This window comes from Klebsiella sp. Lac1, assembly GCF_009825425.1.
GTDB lineage: Bacteria > Pseudomonadota > Gammaproteobacteria > Enterobacterales > Enterobacteriaceae > Klebsiella > Klebsiella electrica.
On record NZ_VJZJ01000004.1, the window covers coordinates 305,999 to 322,322 of the forward strand.

A 16,324-nucleotide genomic window follows, 5' to 3' on the forward strand; every position below is an offset into this window, starting at 1 on the left:
ACCGGCCAGTTCTACGCTGACCGGGTCATCGAGGTGACAAAGGTTCCTTTAAGATTAATTGCTGCGCTCGTCCTTGCGCGCACGGCCTAATAAAGTCAATGCTGCCTCGCGCGCAATTTTTCCGCAATACAATACCTGATAAATTTCCTCGGTTATTGGCATTTCAACACCTAAACGCTGTGCCAGAACGCGAACTTCCCTGGTATTGCGATAGCCTTCAACCACCTGGCCAATCTTATCCTGCGCGCTTTGCACATCCATACCCTGACCGAGCATCATGCCGAAGCGGCGGTTACGCGATTGGTTATCGGTGCAGGTCAGCACCAGATCGCCCAGCCCCGCCATCCCCATAAAGGTTTCCGGATCGGCGCCCAGCGCGGTACCGAGACGAGACATTTCAACCAGACCCCGGGTTATCAGCGCCGTACGCGCATTGGCGCCAAAGCCGATGCCGTCAGACATCCCGGCGCCAATGGCGATAACGTTTTTCACCGCCCCGCCAAGCTGCACGCCGATAAAGTCCGGGTTGATATAGACGCGGAAGCTTTTACCGCAGTGCAGTAAATGCTGCAGGTCGTCGGCAAACTGCGGCTCCGTGGAGGCCAGCGAAATGGCCGTCGGCAGCCCTGCCGCCAGTTCTTTGGCAAAGGTCGGGCCGGAAATGACCGCCAGCGGGATCGTGTCGCCCAGCGCTTCGCGCGCGACATCCTGCAGCAGGCGACCGGTTTCGGCCTCAAGGCCTTTTGTCGCCCAGACCAGGCGCGCATCCGGGCGCATCAGCGGTTTAATCTGCCGCAGAACCTCACCAAAGACATGGCTGGGCACCACAACCAGAATATCGCGGCTGGCCGCCAGCGCGGCAGACAGATCGCTTTCAAGATGCAGCGTGTCAGGGAAAGGGACGTCAGGAAGGAAAGCGGCGTTGCAGCGGTCATGTTGCAGCGTCGCGATATGTTTCGGGTCATGGCCCCAGAGCACAACATCGTGGCCATTTCTTGCCAGGGTGATGGCAAGAGCGGTGCCGTATGAGCCGGCACCGATCACAGTCATTGCAGCATTAAGTGCGTTCATCAGGCATCCTGATGTTGTTCGGCACCTTCGCCAGCTTGCTGCTGCAGATAGTTCATGAACAGCGCATCGAAGTTCACTGGCGCAAGGTTCAGTTGCGGGAAGGTACCGCGAGACACCAGGCTGGTAATGCACTCACGCGCATACGGGAACAGAATGTTCGGGCAGTATGCGCCGAGGCAATGCGCCATCTGGTTGCCGTCAATGCCGTCGATGGAGAAGATGCCGCCCTGCTGTACTTCGCACAGGAATGCGGTTTCTTCGCCCAGCGCAGCGGTTACGGTTACGCGCAGCACCACTTCGTAGACGCCTTCAGCCAACTGGCTGGAAGCAGTGTCCAGATCAAGTTTAACTTCCGGCTGCCAGTCTTTCTGGAAAACTTGCGGCGCATTCGGCGCTTCAAAGGAAATATCCTTGGTATAGATACGCTGGATCTGGAACGTCATTTCGGTGCTGTTTTGTTCTGACATAGTAAAACCCTTTCGTGTTGTCCTTAAATACGCCTACCCGACCTGGGCGGACGCAAAATTAGCGCAGCAGGGGATCAAGTCCACCACGTGAATCAAGCGCATACAAGTCGTCACAGCCGCCAATGTGCTGCTCATCAATAAAAATCTGCGGAACCGTCGTACGACCGCTGCGCTCAATCATCTCTTCACGCTTCGCGGCATTGCCATCGATCGGCAGTTCATTGAACGTTACGCCTTTACTGTTCAGCAGTGCTTTTGCACGAATACAGAACGGACAGGTCGCTTTGGTGTAGATATCAATATTGGCCATGACTTCACTCCTGTTTTTACCCGCAGGATTTTACGCCGCAGACAAGGCTGCCCCCCGACGGCTCGCCGCAGTGGGGGAAACCTGGCTACGTCATAAAGACGTGGGTAAATTTATTTGCCGCGTACCAGCGGAAGGTTTTCGCCGCTCCAGCCAGCAATGCCTTCTTTCAGTACAAAGACCTTTTCAAATCCGGCTTTATTCAGCGCGCTGGCAGGCTCTTGTGCCTGCATACCGGAACCATCTACCACTATAATGGGTTGTGCTTTGTGTTTTTCCAACTCACCAACGTTATTTGCCTTGATTTCGCTCGGCAGCAGGTTGATGGAGCCCGCGATATGGCCTTTACGGAAGTCGTCACGCTGACGCAGGTCGACAACCACGGCATCTTCTTTGTTGATCAGACGCGTCGCTTCGCCACGGGTAATGACTTTAACTTTCGACATCAGCCCCTTAAAGGTGGTGAACAGCACCGCCACCAGCAGCGCGATCCACGCGATGCTCAGGACGGGGTGACGGCCGACGAATTGCATAATTTCTTGCATGGGGGGTTACAACTCCCGACTAAGTGATAAAAAAACCAGGGAAGGAGTATACCTGTGCATTGCGGCAAATACAGCCAGTGAGCGCGATGTAATGTATTTTCTGCGGCCCGTCACGAAAAAATCCCCTTCCGACGACTTTCGCGCGGGCCCGACGCTCTCTTTCTTTGATCTTTTACGGTGCTTTGAACGATTCAGCTGTAGTAAAATTACGCAAATTTTCTGTCTTTGAGCATGAGGTTGTCGCAATGTCGAATTCTAAAAAGCCGATGGTACTGGTCATTCTGGATGGCTATGGCTATCGTGAAGACCAGCAGGATAACGCGATTTATAGCGCGAAAACGCCAGTCATGGACGCATTGTGGGCGAAACGTCCCCATACGCTGATTGATGCTTCTGGTCTCGAGGTCGGTCTGCCGGATCGCCAGATGGGCAACTCTGAAGTGGGTCACGTTAACCTCGGCGCCGGTCGTATCGTTTACCAGGATCTGACCCGTCTCGATGTCGAAATCAAAGAACGCACGTTCTTTGCAAACCCGGTGCTGACCGCCGCGGTCGACAAAGCCGTTGCTGCGGGTAAAGCCGTGCACATCATGGGCCTGATGTCCCCAGGCGGCGTTCACAGCCACGAAGACCACATCATGGCGATGGTAGATCTGGCCGCCGAACGCGGGGCAGAAAAAATCTACCTGCACGCTTTCCTCGATGGTCGCGACACCCCGCCGCGCAGCGCTGAAAACTCGCTGGCGAAATTTGAAGAAAAATTTGCCGCGCTGGGTAAAGGCCGCGTGGCCTCCATTATTGGCCGCTACTACGCCATGGACCGCGACAATCGCTGGGACCGCGTTGAGCAGGCGTATGATCTGATGACCCTGGCGCAGGGCGAGTTCCAGGCCGACAGCGCCGTTGCCGGTCTGCAGGCCGCCTACGCCCGCGATGAAAACGACGAATTCGTGAAGGCGACCGTCATCCGTGCCAACGGCCAGGCCGATGCCGCGATGGAAGACGGCGACGCGCTGATTTTCATGAACTTCCGTGCTGACCGCGCCCGTGAAATCACCCGTGCCTTCGTAAACGCCGATTTCGACGGTTTCGCCCGTAAGAAAGAGGTCAAACTCGACTTCGTGATGCTGACCGAATATGCCGCCGACATCAAAGTCGCTTGCGCATACCCGCCGGCGTCCCTGGCCAACACCTTCGGCGAGTGGATGGCGAAGAACGACAAGACTCAGCTGCGCATCTCCGAAACCGAGAAATACGCCCACGTGACCTTCTTCTTTAACGGCGGTGTTGAAGAGCCGTTCAAAGGCGAAGAGCGTATTCTGATCAACTCACCAAAAGTCGCCACCTACGACCTGCAGCCGGAAATGAGCTCCGCTGAGCTGACCGAAAAACTGGTGGCCGCCATCAAGGGCGGTCAGTACGACACCATCATCTGTAACTATCCGAACGGCGATATGGTCGGTCATACCGGCGTGATGGAAGCGGCAATTAAAGCCGTTGAAACGCTGGATAACTGCATCGATCAGGTCGCCAAAGCGGTAGAATCCGTCGGCGGCCAGCTGCTGATTACCGCCGATCACGGTAACGCTGAGCAGATGCGCGACCCGGCAACCGGCCAGGCCCATACCGCCCACACCAACCTGCCGGTGCCGCTGATCTACGTTGGCGATAAATCGGTGAAAGTCGCCGAAGGCGGCAAGCTTTCCGATATCGCGCCAACCATGCTGTCGCTGATGGGAATGGAAATCCCGCAAGAGATGACTGGCAAGCCGCTGTTCATCGTGGAATAATCCTTCCCCATGAGGGGAAAGGCGACTTATTCAAATACATGGATCGCAACGGCTGTTCGATCCGTCCTTTACGCCAGCGCACTCAGCGCTGGCGTATTGCTGTGCGCCGCACCCGCTCAGGCGGATGACCGCGACCAGCTCAAATCAATTCAGGCCGATATCGCCGCCAAGCAGAGAGCGATACAGCAGCAACAGCAGCAACGTTCTTCCCTGCTCGCCCAGCTCAGGGCTCAGGAAGAAGCTATCTCTGCGGCCACCCGCAAATTACGCGAAACTCAGGATACCCTGAACCAGTTGAACAAGCAGATTGACGAGATGAACGCGTCCATCGCTAAACTGGAGCGTCAGCGTGCCACTCAGGAGCGCAACCTGTCCGCGCAGCTTGATGCCGCGTTCCGCCAGGGGCCGCATACCGGGATGCAAATGATCCTCAGCGGTGAAGAGGGTCAGCGTAACCAGCGCATGCAGGTTTACTACGGTTACCTGAACCAGGCCCGCCAGGAGACGATCGCCCAGTTGAAACAGACGCGCGAAGAGGTCTCCGCGCAAAAAGCGCAGCTGGAAGAAAAGCAGAGCCAACAGCAAACGCTGGTTTACGAGCAGCGCGCACAGCAGGCCAAACTGGAACAGGCGCGTAACGAACGTAAGAAAACCCTTTCAGGCCTTGAATCGTCTATTCAGCAAGGTCAACAGCAGCTGGGCGAAATGCGGGCTAACGAATCGCGCCTGCGCGGTCGGATCGCGCAGGCAGAAGCCGCCGCGAAGGCCCGCGCTGAGAGTGAGGCTCGCGAGGCACAGGCCGTGCGCGATCGTCAGCAGGATGCCTCGCGGAAAGGCACCACCTACAAACCGACCGAAAGCGAGCGTTCGCTGATGTCCCGTACCGGCGGTCTCGGCTCTCCGCGCGGTCAGGCCTACTGGCCGGTACGCGGAACGTTGCTTCATCGTTATGGCGAACAGCTGCAAGGTGAACTACGTTGGAAAGGGATGGTTATCGCTGCGTCTGAAGGCACCGAGGTCAAGGCAATCGCCGATGGCCGGGTGATTCTCGCCGACTGGCTACAGGGCTACGGCCTGGTGGTGGTCGTTGAACACGGTAAAGGCGATATGAGCCTTTACGGCTATAACCAAAGCGCGCTGGTCAGCGTCGGCACTCAGGTCCGGGCGGGCCAGCCGATTGCTCTCGTAGGCAGCAGCGGCGGTCAGGGCCGTCCGTCGCTCTATTTCGAAATTCGTCGCCAGGGTCAGGCGGTCAATCCACAGCCGTGGTTGGGAAGATAAGTTTTGCTTCAATTTCGCAGAATTGCATTCGCGGTAGCCGGTACGCTGGCTATGGCCTCGCCAGCATTTGCCGGCAAACTCTCGATCGTTATTGACGACTTTGGCTATCGTCCACAGACCGAAAATCAGGTACTGGCGCTGCCAGCAACGATCTCCGTCGCCGTATTACCCAACGCCCCTCACGCCCGTGAAATGGCGAGCAAGGCGCATAATCTCGGTCACGAGGTCCTCATCCACCTGCCAATGGCGCCGCTCAGCAAGCAACCGCTGGAAAAAGACACCCTGCGTCCGGATATGAGCAGCGATGAGATCGAGCGCATCATCCGCGACGCCTATGGCAAAGTGCCGTACGCCGTTGGCCTGAACAACCATATGGGCAGCGCGATGACCTCCAGCCTGTTCGGGATGCAAAAGGTGATGCAGGCGCTGGAGCGCTACAATCTCTATTTCCTCGACAGCGTCACCATCGGCAATACCCAGGCCATGCGCGCGGCGCAGGGCACCGGGGTGAAGGTTATCAAGCGCAAAGTGTTCCTCGATGACACGCAGAATGAGGCCGATATTCGCGTCCAGTTCAACCGCGCCATCGCGCTGGCGCGCCGCAACGGTTCCGCGATTGCTATCGGTCACCCGCACCCCACCACGGTGCGCGTCCTGCAGCAAATGGTCTATAACCTGCCGCCGGATATCACCCTGGTGCGTCCGAGCAACCTGCTGAACGAGCCGCAGGTCGATACCTCAAGGCCGGACAGCGGGCTGCCGCCGTCGGCAACCACGCCGCCAACGTCGCCGCGTAATCCGTTCCGCGGCGTGAAGTTCTGTAAGACGAAGCATCCGCCGGAGCCGGTGTACGCCAGCCGCTTCTTCAGCGTCCTGAGCGAAAGTATCAGCCACAGCCCTCTGGTGCAGTACTACCAGCTGAAATGGCAGGGCTGGGACAACCCGACGAACTAAGCGGATCGGGAATCTGTTCGTTGTTCCGCGACAGATTCCCGTTTATCGTCAAAAGCATACCAGGCTTTCAAATACTTCATAACACTGTGCAAGATTGCCTATAGCCCGGCCGCAGCCGGGCTGCCGTGTTCTGAGGTTAATCCCAGCTCAGAACCACTTTACCGGACTGGCCAGATCGCATCGCATCAAAGCCCTGCTGGAACTCATCAATGGCAAAACGGTGGGTGATAATCGGTGACAAATCCAGTCCAGACTGGATCAAGGCCGCCATCTTGTACCAGGTTTCAAACATTTCCCGGCCATAAATCCCTTTGATAAACAGCCCTTTGAAGATAACTTTGGTCCAGTCGATCGACATATCCGACGGCGGAATACCGAGCATCGCAATACGACCGCCGTGGTTCATGGTGTCCAGCATGGTGCGGAACGCCGGCGGCGCACCGGACATTTCCAGGCCCACATCGAACCCTTCGCTCATCCCCAGTTCGGCCATCACATCGGCCAGACTCTCCCTGGCGACGTTAACGGCACGCGTTACACCCATTTTACGCGCCAGGCCCAGTCGATACTCGTTAACGTCCGTGATAACCACATTACGTGCGCCGACGTGTTTAGCGACCGCCGCCGCCATGATGCCAATCGGTCCCGCGCCGGAAACCAGCACATCTTCGCCAACCAGATCGAAAGAGAGCGCCGTGTGAACCGCGTTGCCAAACGGGTCAAAAATCGACGCCAGATCGTCAGAAATGTTGTCGGGGATTTTGAAGGCGTTGAAAGCCGGAATCACCAGATATTCCGCGAAACAGCCCGGACGGTTAACCCCCACACCGATGGTATTACGGCACAGGTGCGTGCGCCCGGCGCGGCAATTGCGGCAGTGGCCACAGGTAATATGCCCTTCACCGGACACGCGATCGCCAATCTTAAAGCCGCGTACTTCCTGGCCGATACCCACCACTTCACCGACGTATTCATGCCCTACAACCATCGGTACCGGGATGGTTTTTTGCGACCATTCGTCCCAGTTATAGATGTGTACGTCGGTACCGCAAATTGCGGTCTTGCGGATTTTGATCAGCAGATCGTTATGGCCGACTTCCGGTTCCGGTACGTCGGTCATCCAGATGCCTTCTTCCGCTTTCAGTTTGGATAACGCTTTCATCTCACGCCCTCAGGCAATCACGCCCAGTTGTTTACCGATGCGGGTAAAGGCTTCCACCGCACGTTCAATTTGTTCAGGGGTATGCGCCGCCGACATCTGGGTACGAATACGCGCCTGGCCTTTTGGTACCACCGGATAGAAGAACCCGGTCACGTAAATCCCTTCTTTTTGCAGCTCGCGCGCAAAGTTTTGCGCAATCACGGCGTCGCCCAGCATGACCGGGATAATCGCGTGATCGGCGCCGGCCAGCGTAAAGCCCGCAGCGGTCATTTTTTCGCGGAACAGGCGCGCGTTGGCCCACAGGCGATCGCGCAGTTCGGTGCCGGACTCCACCATCTCCAGCACTTTGATGGAGGCAGCGACAATCGCCGGGGCCAGCGAGTTGGAGAACAGATACGGACGCGAGCGTTGGCGCAGCCATTCAACCACCTCTTTACGCGCGGCGGTATAGCCGCCGGACGCGCCGCCCAGCGCTTTACCTAATGTCCCGGTGATGATATCGACACGGCCCATCACAGCGCAGTATTCATGAGAGCCGCGACCGTTTTCCCCGACAAAGCCGACGGCGTGGGAATCGTCGACCATCACCAGCGCATCGTATTTATCCGCCAGGTCGCAGACGCCTTTCAGATTGGCAATCACGCCGTCCATGGAGAATACGCCGTCGGTGGCGATCAACACATGACGCGCGCCGGCTTCACGGGCCTCTTTCAGACGCGCCTCCAGCTCCTGCATGTCGTTATTGGCATAACGGTAGCGTTTGGCTTTACACAAACGTACGCCGTCGATGATGGAGGCGTGGTTCAGGGCATCGGAAATAATGGCATCTTCCGGGCCTAACAGGGTTTCAAACAGACCGCCGTTGGCGTCAAAGCAGGAGGAGTAGAGAATTGCATCTTCCATGCCGAGGAACTCCGCCAGCTTCTTCTCAAGCGCTTTGTGGCTGTCCTGCGTCCCGCAAATAAAGCGCACCGAAGCCATACCAAAACCGTGGCTGTCCATTCCCGCTTTCGCGGCGGCAATCAGCTGCGGATGGTTAGCCAGACCCAGATAGTTATTGGCGCAGAAGTTAATCACGTTGCTGCCGCCGACGGTTATATCCGCCTGCTGCGCCGACGTAATAATGCGTTCTTCTTTAAATAACCCTTCCGCCCGAGCGGTCTCGAGGCTATTGGTCAACTGTTCGTAAAAATCACCACGCATTGCAACTCTCCAGATTTGGCAAAATTTGGCACATATTACCCAAAGCTATACTCTGATACGAGATGATGCATTCCTGAATGAATTATTTGCAGCATAAATCACGCTCACCACCCCGCGTTACGGCGAATGGCTGAAGCCTGCTCCATGTGGTGATATGATATGAGTATCCGTGTCCGGATTGTCTCTGGACGCCATACTTCAAAGGTTACAGTTATGATCATCGTTACCGGCGGCGCAGGCTTTATCGGCAGCAACATCGTTAAAGCACTGAATGACAAAGGCATTACCGACATTTTGGTCGTAGATAATCTGAAAGACGGCACCAAGTTTGCTAACCTGGTAGACCTGGATATCGCTGATTACATGGATAAAGAAGACTTCCTGATTCAGGTGATGGCCGGGGAAGAGTTCGGCGAAATTGAAGCCATATTCCACGAAGGTGCCTGCTCTTCCACCACAGAGTGGGATGGCAAGTACATGATGGATAACAACTATCAGTACTCTAAAGAGGTGCTGCACTACTGCCTGGAGCGTCAGATCCCGTTCCTGTACGCCTCGTCGGCGGCCACCTACGGCGGTCGCACCAGCGACTTTATCGAATCCCGTGAATATGAGCAGCCGCTGAACGTTTACGGTTACTCCAAATTCCTGTTTGACGAATACGTCCGCCAGATCCTGCCGGAAGCCGACTCGCAGATCGTCGGTTTCCGCTATTTCAACGTCTACGGGCCGCGTGAAGGCCACAAAGGCAGCATGGCGAGCGTAGCTTTCCACCTCAACACCCAACTGAATAATGGCGAAAGTCCGAAACTGTTCGAAGGCAGCGATGGCTTCAAACGCGATTTCGTCTACGTGGGCGACGTGGCGGCGGTGAATCTGTGGTTCTGGGAAAACGGCGTATCCGGCATTTTCAACCTCGGCACCGGCCGCGCGGAATCTTTCCAGGCGGTAGCCGATGCCGCGCTGGCATATCACCAGAAAGGCAGCATCGAATACATCCCGTTCCCGGAGAAGCTGAAAGGCCGCTACCAGGCATTTACCCAGGCGGATCTGACCAACCTGCGCGCAGCAGGCTACGACAAACCGTTTAAAACCGTTGCCGAGGGCGTAACGGAATATATGGCCTGGCTCAACCGCGACGCGTAAGACATAACATGAAAATATTGGTGGTTGGCCCGTCTTGGGTGGGCGACATGATGATGTCGCAAAGTCTCTATCGCACGCTCAGGGCGCGCTATCCCCAGGCGATAATCGACGTGATGGCACCTGCGTGGTGCCGTCCGCTGCTGTCGCGCATGCCGGAAGTTAACGAAGCAATCCCGATGCCGCTCGGCCACGGCGCGCTGGCAATCGGCGAACGACGTAAGCTGGGGCACAGCCTGCGCGAGCGTCGCTACGATCGTGCTTACGTGCTGCCCAACTCGTTTAAATCGGCGCTGGTGCCGTTCTTCGCCAACATCCCGCACCGCACCGGCTGGCGCGGCGAGATGCGCTACGGTCTGCTGAACGACGCGCGGGCGCTGGATAAAGACGCCTGGCCGCTGATGGTTGAACGCTATGTCGCGCTGGCCTATGACAAGGGCGTCATGCGCAGCGCCAAAGACCTGCCGCAGCCGCTGCTGTGGCCGCAACTGCAGGTTCATGAAGGCGAAAAATCGCAGGCCTGTAGCGCGTTTAATCTCTCAGCCGATCGCCCGATGATCGGCTTCTGCCCCGGCGCAGAGTTTGGCCCGGCAAAACGCTGGCCGCACTATCACTACGCTGAGCTGGCGAAACAGCTTATCGACGACGGTTACCAGATAGTCCTGTTCGGTTCGGCCAAAGATAACGAAGCGGGAAAAGAGATCATCGCCGCGCTGAGCAGCGAACAGCAGGCCTGGTGTCGCAATCTGGCCGGGGAGACCCAGCTTGAGCAGGCCGTCATTCTGCTTGCCGCCTGTAAAGCGGTGGTCAGCAACGATTCCGGCCTGATGCACGTCGCCGCCGCGCTGGACCGCCCGCTGGTGGCGCTGTATGGCCCAAGCAGCCCGGACTTCACTCCCCCGCTGTCGCATAAAGCGCGGGTGATTCGCCTGATTAGCGGCTACCACAAGGTACGTAAGGGCGATGCCGCACAAGGGTATCATCAGAGTCTGATCGATATTACGCCGCAGCGCGTACAGGAAGAGCTAAACGCGCTCCTGCAGGAAAAAACCGATAAAGAGGAAGCGTAACGGATGCGGGTATTGATCGTAAAAACCTCGTCCATGGGCGACGTCCTGCATACGCTGCCCGCGCTGACCGATGCCGTGCAGGCGTTTCCCGGTATTCGCTTTGACTGGGTCGTCGAGGAGGGGTTCGCACAGATTCCGTCCTGGCATGAAGCGGTCGATCGGGTGATTCCCGTCGCCATTCGCCGCTGGCGTAAAGCCTGGTTTTCCGCGCCGGTGAAGGCCGAACGCCAGGCCTTTCGCGACGCCGTACGGGCGCACAAATATGACGCGATTATCGACGCCCAGGGTCTGGTCAAAAGCGCCGCGCTGGTCACCCGACTGGCGCGCGGCGTGAAGCACGGTATGGACTGGCAAACCGCTCGCGAGCCGCTGGCAAGCCTGTTCTACAATCGCCGCCACCATATCGCGAAACAGCAGCATGCCGTTGAGCGCACCCGCGAACTGTTCGCCAAAAGCCTGGGCTACGCCAAACCCGACGCGCAGGGCGATTACGCCATTGCACGCCATTTTATGCACCTGGATAACCCCTCTGCCGAGCCGTATCTGGTGTTTCTGCACGCGACGACTCGTGATGACAAACACTGGCCGGAAGAAAACTGGCGGGCGCTGATCGACCTGCTGGCCGCCAGCGGGCTACGTATTAAGCTGCCGTGGGGAGCGCCGCATGAAGAAGCGCGGGCTAAGCGCCTGGCGGAGGGTCACGCCTTTGTCGACGTACTGCCGCGCATGAGTCTTGAGCAGGTCGCTCAGGTGCTGGCGGGCGCTCGCGCGGTTGTCTCCGTCGATACCGGACTAAGCCATCTTACCGCTGCGCTCGATAAACCCAACTTTACGCTGTATGGCCCGACCGATCCGGGGCTGATTGGCGGATATGGTAAAAACCAGCACACGCTCATATCGCCAACGAAAGCAACCAGCGATATAAGTGCAGAGACGATATGGCGGGCGATAAGAGGAGTGGTTTAATGCGCAAAATCCATGTGATTAATCTGGAAAAGATGGGGGGCGTCGAGCGCCTCTTCTTACAGTACATTCATGATATCACCGCCGGACAGGATCGTATTTTTTGCATCAGCAACAATATTGGTCCGGAAATCGCGCAGCATCTGAAGGGCCGTCATATCACCTTCGTAAACCGGATAATCAACAGCTGTCCGGTGAAGTTTCCGCCGTTCCTGCGCAAGTATGCGTTGCAGACCCGGACCTGGCTGGCCAATGCAGACGTTATCATCGTCTGGGATCTGGTCCCCGTATTTGCTGCCAGACCGTCCCGGGGAAAGGTGATTTATTACGATCATGGCTGCTCCTGGCGCTACCCTCACAATAAAAAAACGTCCGGCTTCTTTGCCTCCCTGAGCGGCTATATTTCCGCATCCTACGCCTCTCAGCGGGTCATGACGTTACGCTTCAACCTGCCGTGTCCTTCCAGGGTGCTCACCAACCGCATTACGCCACCTGACAATATTTTTACCGGCGATAAGCCCCTCTCTGCCCCCCTGCGTCTGGGTGTAGCGGCAAGGCTGGTTGGTCTGAAGGGGATAAGCGTCGCGCTGTTAACGTTAAAAAATCTTCTCGATCGGGGTACCAACGTCACCCTCGATATTGTTGGTAAAGGGCCAGATGAGCAGCAGTTTAAAGCGCTTGCCGAAAAGTCAGGTATTGCCGATCGCGTCAATTTTCTCGGTTTCCACGACGACTTAAGTCATTTTTTCAACAATATTCATATTTATCTCAGCACACCGGTTACAGAACCCTTTGGCCTGTCCTGCCTGGAAGCTCTGTTTTACGGCGTACCGGTTATTTACCCGTTAATTGACGGGCAACCGGAAGTGGTTAAGAACGGATACTGCGGCATTGGTATTACGCCGGACGTGACGCCGGAGGACCATTTCAGACTCTGCGGTGTGAACGTCAACTTCCCTCACGATGTTTATTATCCGCAGCAAGACGCGCTACTTCCCCCGCGGCTGTTATCGCCGGAAAAATGCGCCGACGCGGTGCTATACATCGTGAATAACAACTACGAGCTTTTCCGCCAACATGCTTTTGAGCACGTAAAAGCGCATTTCGATGCCACGACCTTTGTCAGTGATTTTAACTCTACCATCAGCGAACTTGTGGATGCATAGCGTGACCTTAGACAGCTCAAAAATCAGAAAAACAATACTTAACCTGGTTGTTTCACTGTATCTCCTTGCTTTTGCACTGTATTACATTAATCCCGCAGAAATCAGAAAAGTGTACTACCTGGCTGGTTATCTGACGGTGTTAAGCGCATTGCTCAGCATCCGGACAACGAAAACCTGGACCCAGAATTGGGATCTTGCCGGTGCGCTGGCCCTCTTTGCCCTGGGGCTGTTTGCCTGGTACGGATTAAATTACGCGCATGGCGAGTACTGGGATATTTACGATTCCTACAAAGACACCGCCAAAGTGCTGGCGGTGAGCGCCATCGTAGTGTTTCTGCTCTCCAGTCTCCGGTTTACCTTTAACGCAACATGGTTCAACTACTTGCTTATCGCAGCGGGGCTGGTCACCAACTTCTATGCCATCTACCAGGGGCTGACGCTGCACGTTTTCCGGATTCAGATTACGCTCGAACGGGCCACGATCATCGCCTATATCTTCACCATGACCAATATCGTGCTGCTCGGAACCATTCTGGAACTGAAAAATAAATATCGTTACGTCCTGTTCCTGATTTGCGCGATGACCGGGCTGGCGGCGATTGCGTTTACCGAAACGCGAGCCGCGCTGCTGGCCTGCCCGGTACTGATTATCCTGCTGCTCTTTGTGCACCCGCAGGTGAGTAAACAGCAGTTGCTGAAGCTATGTGCGGCCTTTGTTATTGCACTGGTTCTGCTGACCGCCCTGTTCCATCAAAAACTGATCGCCCGCTATCAGGAGATGCAAACCGATATCACCCAGTACCAGGACCACAATAGTGTCTCCTCCGTCGGTTCGCGTTTAGTCATGTTTAAAACGGGATTACAGGCAGGTCTTGATGCCCCCTTCGGCGAGTCAGCGGAAAGACGCGGGAACGATATTAAGCAGCAAGTGCAGGCTAATCCTGGCCTTGCCGGGGCGCTGGATTTTATCAATGTCCATATGCACAACGAGTTTATTGAAAACTTCTCCCTGCGCGGCATTGGCGGCGTTGCCACGCTGATCCTTTTATACGCCGTATTATTGCTCAACGCCTGGCGCAAACGTAACGCGATACAAGGCGTTCTCACGCTAACGGTGATAGTTTACGGATTAAGCGACGTGATTTTCTTTAGTAAAGAAGCGGTGATTGTCTTCTCAATGGCCCTGATACTCTCCGTATTACAGCAGAAAATCGCCATCGGGCAGGATAAAGCGCATGCGTAACCCTCACTGCCTGTTCAGCGTTATTATCCCGGTCTTTAATAATGCGCCGTATATCAGGCAGACGCTGGACTCGGTGTTTGCCCAAATTGATAGCGATGTCGAAGTCATCATTAGCAATGACGGCTCGACGGACAATAGCAAAGCGGTTATCCAGCAGGCCATTGATGAATATCGCGGCGCGGGCCAGATCCATTTTTATAGCCACGAGAATACCGGCGTATCCAGCACGCGTAATCGTGCCCTGGATAAAGCACAGGGTGCCTGGATTGGCTTTATTGATGGCGATGACCTCTGGAGCCCTCATTTCTGGCAAACAATAAAACCACTCCTCCAGCAAGGCGATAGTGATTTAATCGACTTTCATTATCACTATTTTAAAGACCGGCTGCCTGCGCCCACGCAAACGGCACCAGGGCAGCAGACAACGATAACCGATAAACAGCATGATGCGTTATATGCCGTCTTCCGCCGCTCCCACTGGCATATCTGGAGTCGGGTCTACCGGCGCGAACTCATCGGCAACCATCGCTTCCATGTTGGCCGTCGCTATGAAGATATGATGTTTACCCCTTGGTTATATCTCGAGGCCAGACGCATTATTTGCCTGGAGGAGACGCTCTACTGGTATCGCGATAACGCCTTCGGCATTACCCGCAATATTCAGACCTCGGATATCAGCGATATGGTCTTTGCACTCAATCAGCTGATTGAGAAGGTGGCCACGCAACCGCCATCTGAATTACCGCCGCGATTGATCACCGCGCTGATTAACAATTTATTCAATGAGATAAAAGGGTTGCACGACAAGATCTACGGATTTTATAACTACAGCGATGAGACAATGGCGGCACTCACCGCTGCCAGTAAACTCCTGACAGCGGACGGGATGTCTCTGAAGCGACGGCTTCATCTGCGATACCCGAACATCTGGAAGAAAACCTCCCGGCTCCGCCAGATGTTACGTAAAGGGCGATAAGCTAGATTTTGGTCTGATAATATTCAGCCAATGTCATCCCTTTTGCCTGCGGCGCCAGCCAGCTGAAAAAAGCCTCCAGATCGGCATATAAACGCTCGATATCCTGTTGGTTTTTAAACGTCGGGCTACCGCCTGGCATATATTCAGAAGAGTGCAGCATATATTCGACATAGTCGTTGCCCTGAGCCAGGGTCTGCTGCACCACTTTCTTCATGGTGTCGACATTTCCCCCCATCGGGCGCAGCCAGTGAACGGAAGGCGAGCGCACTTTACCGCGCAAGCGATCGTAGCCCTGCTTCACGCTGTTCATCCAGCCGGAGTGCTTATACTGAATACTCATCGGCACTTCCAGCAGCGAAGAGCGGCCTTCGCGGCTGATATCATTCTCATCGAGGAAATAGGCTTGCTGCGGGAAGCGGCGGTAATCGGTCCCGCCATCGCCCTGCGGGGCGCCTTTCGCCGTCTTCCAGTTGACTCGCGGCGTAACCGAACAGTCCACCAGATAGCCATGCTCTACCAGCAGACGGGCGTAGCGCTCATCAAACGCCCAGCGCCCGGCGCGATGGCTGACCATTTTCGTCTGGAAAGTGTCTTCCAGCAGGTGCGTCATATAAGCCACTTTTTCGCGCATCGCCGCCACGGGATATTCAATCAGATAGGGCTTATGGCGCCAGTCGTCATCGGTCAACGGGTCCGTCGGCGGGCTGTTCCAGGCATGGAGATGCATGCCGATTTCCGCCGTCCCACGGGCAATCACATCTTTGGCGAATTCGATATAGAAGGGATCCATCGCCATTTCATAGTTCGTTAAATAGACGGGTTTAAAGCCATACTTTTCGCAGAGCTGCTGAAAACGCGGTAAATAGCGCGCATTCTCGGTGGTAATGCTGTCATGTTTTTGCCAGAGGTTGTCGCCCTCTGTATCAATCGTGATGAGAAATGCGGGATTGTGCACGAAAACGTCCTCAGACCATACGTATCCG

16 protein-coding genes are annotated in these 16,324 nt (G+C 55.8%); 9 read left to right on the forward strand and 7 right to left on the reverse strand.

Translation table 11 applies throughout. The features are described 5' to 3' along the window. Positions 1-54: 54 nt before the first annotated feature. The 4 genes from gpsA to FNY10_RS23905 form a co-directional block, all read right to left on the reverse strand. Entirely contained in the window at positions 55-1,071 is a 1,017-nt protein-coding gene (gpsA, locus tag FNY10_RS23890; RefSeq protein ID WP_100682918.1) for an NAD(P)H-dependent glycerol-3-phosphate dehydrogenase, read from the reverse strand. Then, positions 1,071-1,538, reverse strand: a complete 468-nt coding sequence (gene secB / locus FNY10_RS23895) for a protein-export chaperone SecB (protein WP_004868904.1) — start codon at positions 1,536-1,538, stop codon at positions 1,071-1,073. Before secB ends, gpsA begins: the two co-directional genes overlap by 1 nt. A gap of 58 nt (positions 1,539-1,596) precedes the next feature. Next, positions 1,597-1,848, reverse strand: a complete 252-nt coding sequence (grxC, locus tag FNY10_RS23900) for a glutaredoxin 3 (protein WP_100682917.1) — start codon at positions 1,846-1,848, stop codon at positions 1,597-1,599. A gap of 110 nt (positions 1,849-1,958) precedes the next feature. Next, the gene (locus tag FNY10_RS23905; RefSeq protein WP_100682916.1) at positions 1,959-2,390 is read right to left on the reverse strand and encodes a rhodanese-like domain-containing protein; all 432 of its coding nucleotides are present in this window, start codon (positions 2,388-2,390) and stop codon (positions 1,959-1,961) included. Positions 2,391-2,635: 245 nt separating this feature from the next. Here FNY10_RS23905 and gpmM point away from each other — a divergent pair, with 245 nt between their 5' ends. Genes gpmM through FNY10_RS23920 form a run of 3 tightly spaced genes read left to right on the forward strand, consistent with a single transcriptional unit; the run spans position 2,636 to position 6,415 of the window. Then, the gene (gpmM, locus tag FNY10_RS23910; RefSeq protein WP_160704218.1) at positions 2,636-4,180 is read left to right on the forward strand and encodes a 2,3-bisphosphoglycerate-independent phosphoglycerate mutase; all 1,545 of its coding nucleotides are present in this window, start codon (positions 2,636-2,638) and stop codon (positions 4,178-4,180) included. A 9-nt stretch (positions 4,181-4,189) separates the two neighbouring features. Continuing rightward, complete coding sequence (gene envC, locus FNY10_RS23915) at positions 4,190-5,461, forward strand: murein hydrolase activator EnvC (protein ID WP_100682914.1); 1,272 nt, start codon at positions 4,190-4,192, stop codon at positions 5,459-5,461. A 3-nt stretch (positions 5,462-5,464) separates the two neighbouring features. After that, a complete protein-coding gene (locus FNY10_RS23920; RefSeq protein ID WP_160704216.1) occupies positions 5,465-6,415 on the forward strand; it encodes a divergent polysaccharide deacetylase family protein in 951 nt (316 codons plus the stop codon). 136 nt (positions 6,416-6,551) lie between these two features. On the opposite strand, the gene tdh is transcribed toward FNY10_RS23920, so the two are convergent. Together tdh and kbl are read right to left on the reverse strand one after the other, a co-directional pair. Beyond that, positions 6,552-7,577, reverse strand: coding sequence for an L-threonine 3-dehydrogenase (tdh, locus tag FNY10_RS23925; RefSeq protein ID WP_100682912.1), 1,026 nt, complete (start codon positions 7,575-7,577; stop codon positions 6,552-6,554). 9 nt (positions 7,578-7,586) lie between these two features. Beyond that, entirely contained in the window at positions 7,587-8,780 is a 1,194-nt protein-coding gene (kbl, locus tag FNY10_RS23930) for a glycine C-acetyltransferase (protein ID WP_160704214.1), read from the reverse strand. A gap of 213 nt (positions 8,781-8,993) precedes the next feature. On the opposite strand from kbl, the gene rfaD reads away from it, so the two are divergent. The 6 genes from rfaD (at position 8,994) to FNY10_RS23960 (ending at position 15,341) form a co-directional block, all read left to right on the forward strand. Beyond that, on the forward strand, positions 8,994-9,926 hold the full coding sequence (gene rfaD / locus FNY10_RS23935) for an ADP-glyceromanno-heptose 6-epimerase (protein ID WP_131049332.1): 933 nt from the start codon (positions 8,994-8,996) through the stop codon (positions 9,924-9,926). Between the two features lie 8 nt (positions 9,927-9,934). Beyond that, entirely contained in the window at positions 9,935-10,993 is a 1,059-nt protein-coding gene (rfaF, locus tag FNY10_RS23940) for an ADP-heptose--LPS heptosyltransferase RfaF (RefSeq protein ID WP_100682909.1), read from the forward strand. Positions 10,994-10,996: 3 nt separating this feature from the next. Next, positions 10,997-11,959: a lipopolysaccharide heptosyltransferase RfaC gene (gene rfaC, locus FNY10_RS23945; RefSeq protein WP_131049331.1), complete on the forward strand. Its 963-nt coding sequence runs from the start codon at positions 10,997-10,999 to the stop codon at positions 11,957-11,959. After that, the gene (locus tag FNY10_RS23950) at positions 11,959-13,122 is read left to right on the forward strand and encodes a glycosyltransferase family 4 protein (protein WP_160704212.1); all 1,164 of its coding nucleotides are present in this window, start codon (positions 11,959-11,961) and stop codon (positions 13,120-13,122) included. The genes rfaC and FNY10_RS23950 overlap by 1 nt, the downstream gene beginning before the upstream one ends. 109 nt (positions 13,123-13,231) lie before the next feature. Next, on the forward strand, positions 13,232-14,365 hold the full coding sequence (locus FNY10_RS23955) for an O-antigen ligase family protein (protein WP_228267383.1): 1,134 nt from the start codon (positions 13,232-13,234) through the stop codon (positions 14,363-14,365). Then, on the forward strand, positions 14,358-15,341 hold the full coding sequence (locus tag FNY10_RS23960; protein WP_160704210.1) for a glycosyltransferase family 2 protein: 984 nt from the start codon (positions 14,358-14,360) through the stop codon (positions 15,339-15,341). Before FNY10_RS23955 ends, FNY10_RS23960 begins: the two co-directional genes overlap by 8 nt. A 1-nt stretch (position 15,342) precedes the next feature. Here FNY10_RS23960 and FNY10_RS23965 read toward each other — a convergent pair whose 3' ends face one another. After that, the gene (locus tag FNY10_RS23965) at positions 15,343-16,296 is read right to left on the reverse strand and encodes a polysaccharide deacetylase family protein (protein WP_160704208.1); all 954 of its coding nucleotides are present in this window, start codon (positions 16,294-16,296) and stop codon (positions 15,343-15,345) included. Positions 16,297-16,324 lie beyond the last annotated feature (28 nt).

Coding starts and splice junctions, on each gene's coding strand:
- secB (WP_004868904.1), bottom strand. CDS start 1,538: ATGTCAGAACAAAACAGCACCGAAATGACGTTCCAGATCCAGCGTATC.
- gpsA (WP_100682918.1), bottom strand. CDS start 1,071: ATGAACGCACTTAATGCTGCAATGACTGTGATCGGTGCCGGCTCATAC.
- kbl (WP_160704214.1), bottom strand. CDS start 8,780: ATGCGTGGTGATTTTTACGAACAGTTGACCAATAGCCTCGAGACCGCT.
- FNY10_RS23950 (WP_160704212.1), top strand. CDS start 11,959: ATGCGCAAAATCCATGTGATTAATCTGGAAAAGATGGGGGGCGTCGAG.
- rfaD (WP_131049332.1), top strand. CDS start 8,994: ATGATCATCGTTACCGGCGGCGCAGGCTTTATCGGCAGCAACATCGTT.
- rfaC (WP_131049331.1), top strand. CDS start 10,997: ATGCGGGTATTGATCGTAAAAACCTCGTCCATGGGCGACGTCCTGCAT.
- envC (WP_100682914.1), top strand. CDS start 4,190: ATGAGGGGAAAGGCGACTTATTCAAATACATGGATCGCAACGGCTGTT.
- FNY10_RS23905 (WP_100682916.1), bottom strand. CDS start 2,390: ATGCAAGAAATTATGCAATTCGTCGGCCGTCACCCCGTCCTGAGCATC.
- tdh (WP_100682912.1), bottom strand. CDS start 7,577: ATGAAAGCGTTATCCAAACTGAAAGCGGAAGAAGGCATCTGGATGACC.
- gpmM (WP_160704218.1), top strand. CDS start 2,636: ATGTCGAATTCTAAAAAGCCGATGGTACTGGTCATTCTGGATGGCTAT.
- FNY10_RS23960 (WP_160704210.1), top strand. CDS start 14,358: ATGCGTAACCCTCACTGCCTGTTCAGCGTTATTATCCCGGTCTTTAAT.
- grxC (WP_100682917.1), bottom strand. CDS start 1,848: ATGGCCAATATTGATATCTACACCAAAGCGACCTGTCCGTTCTGTATT.
- rfaF (WP_100682909.1), top strand. CDS start 9,935: ATGAAAATATTGGTGGTTGGCCCGTCTTGGGTGGGCGACATGATGATG.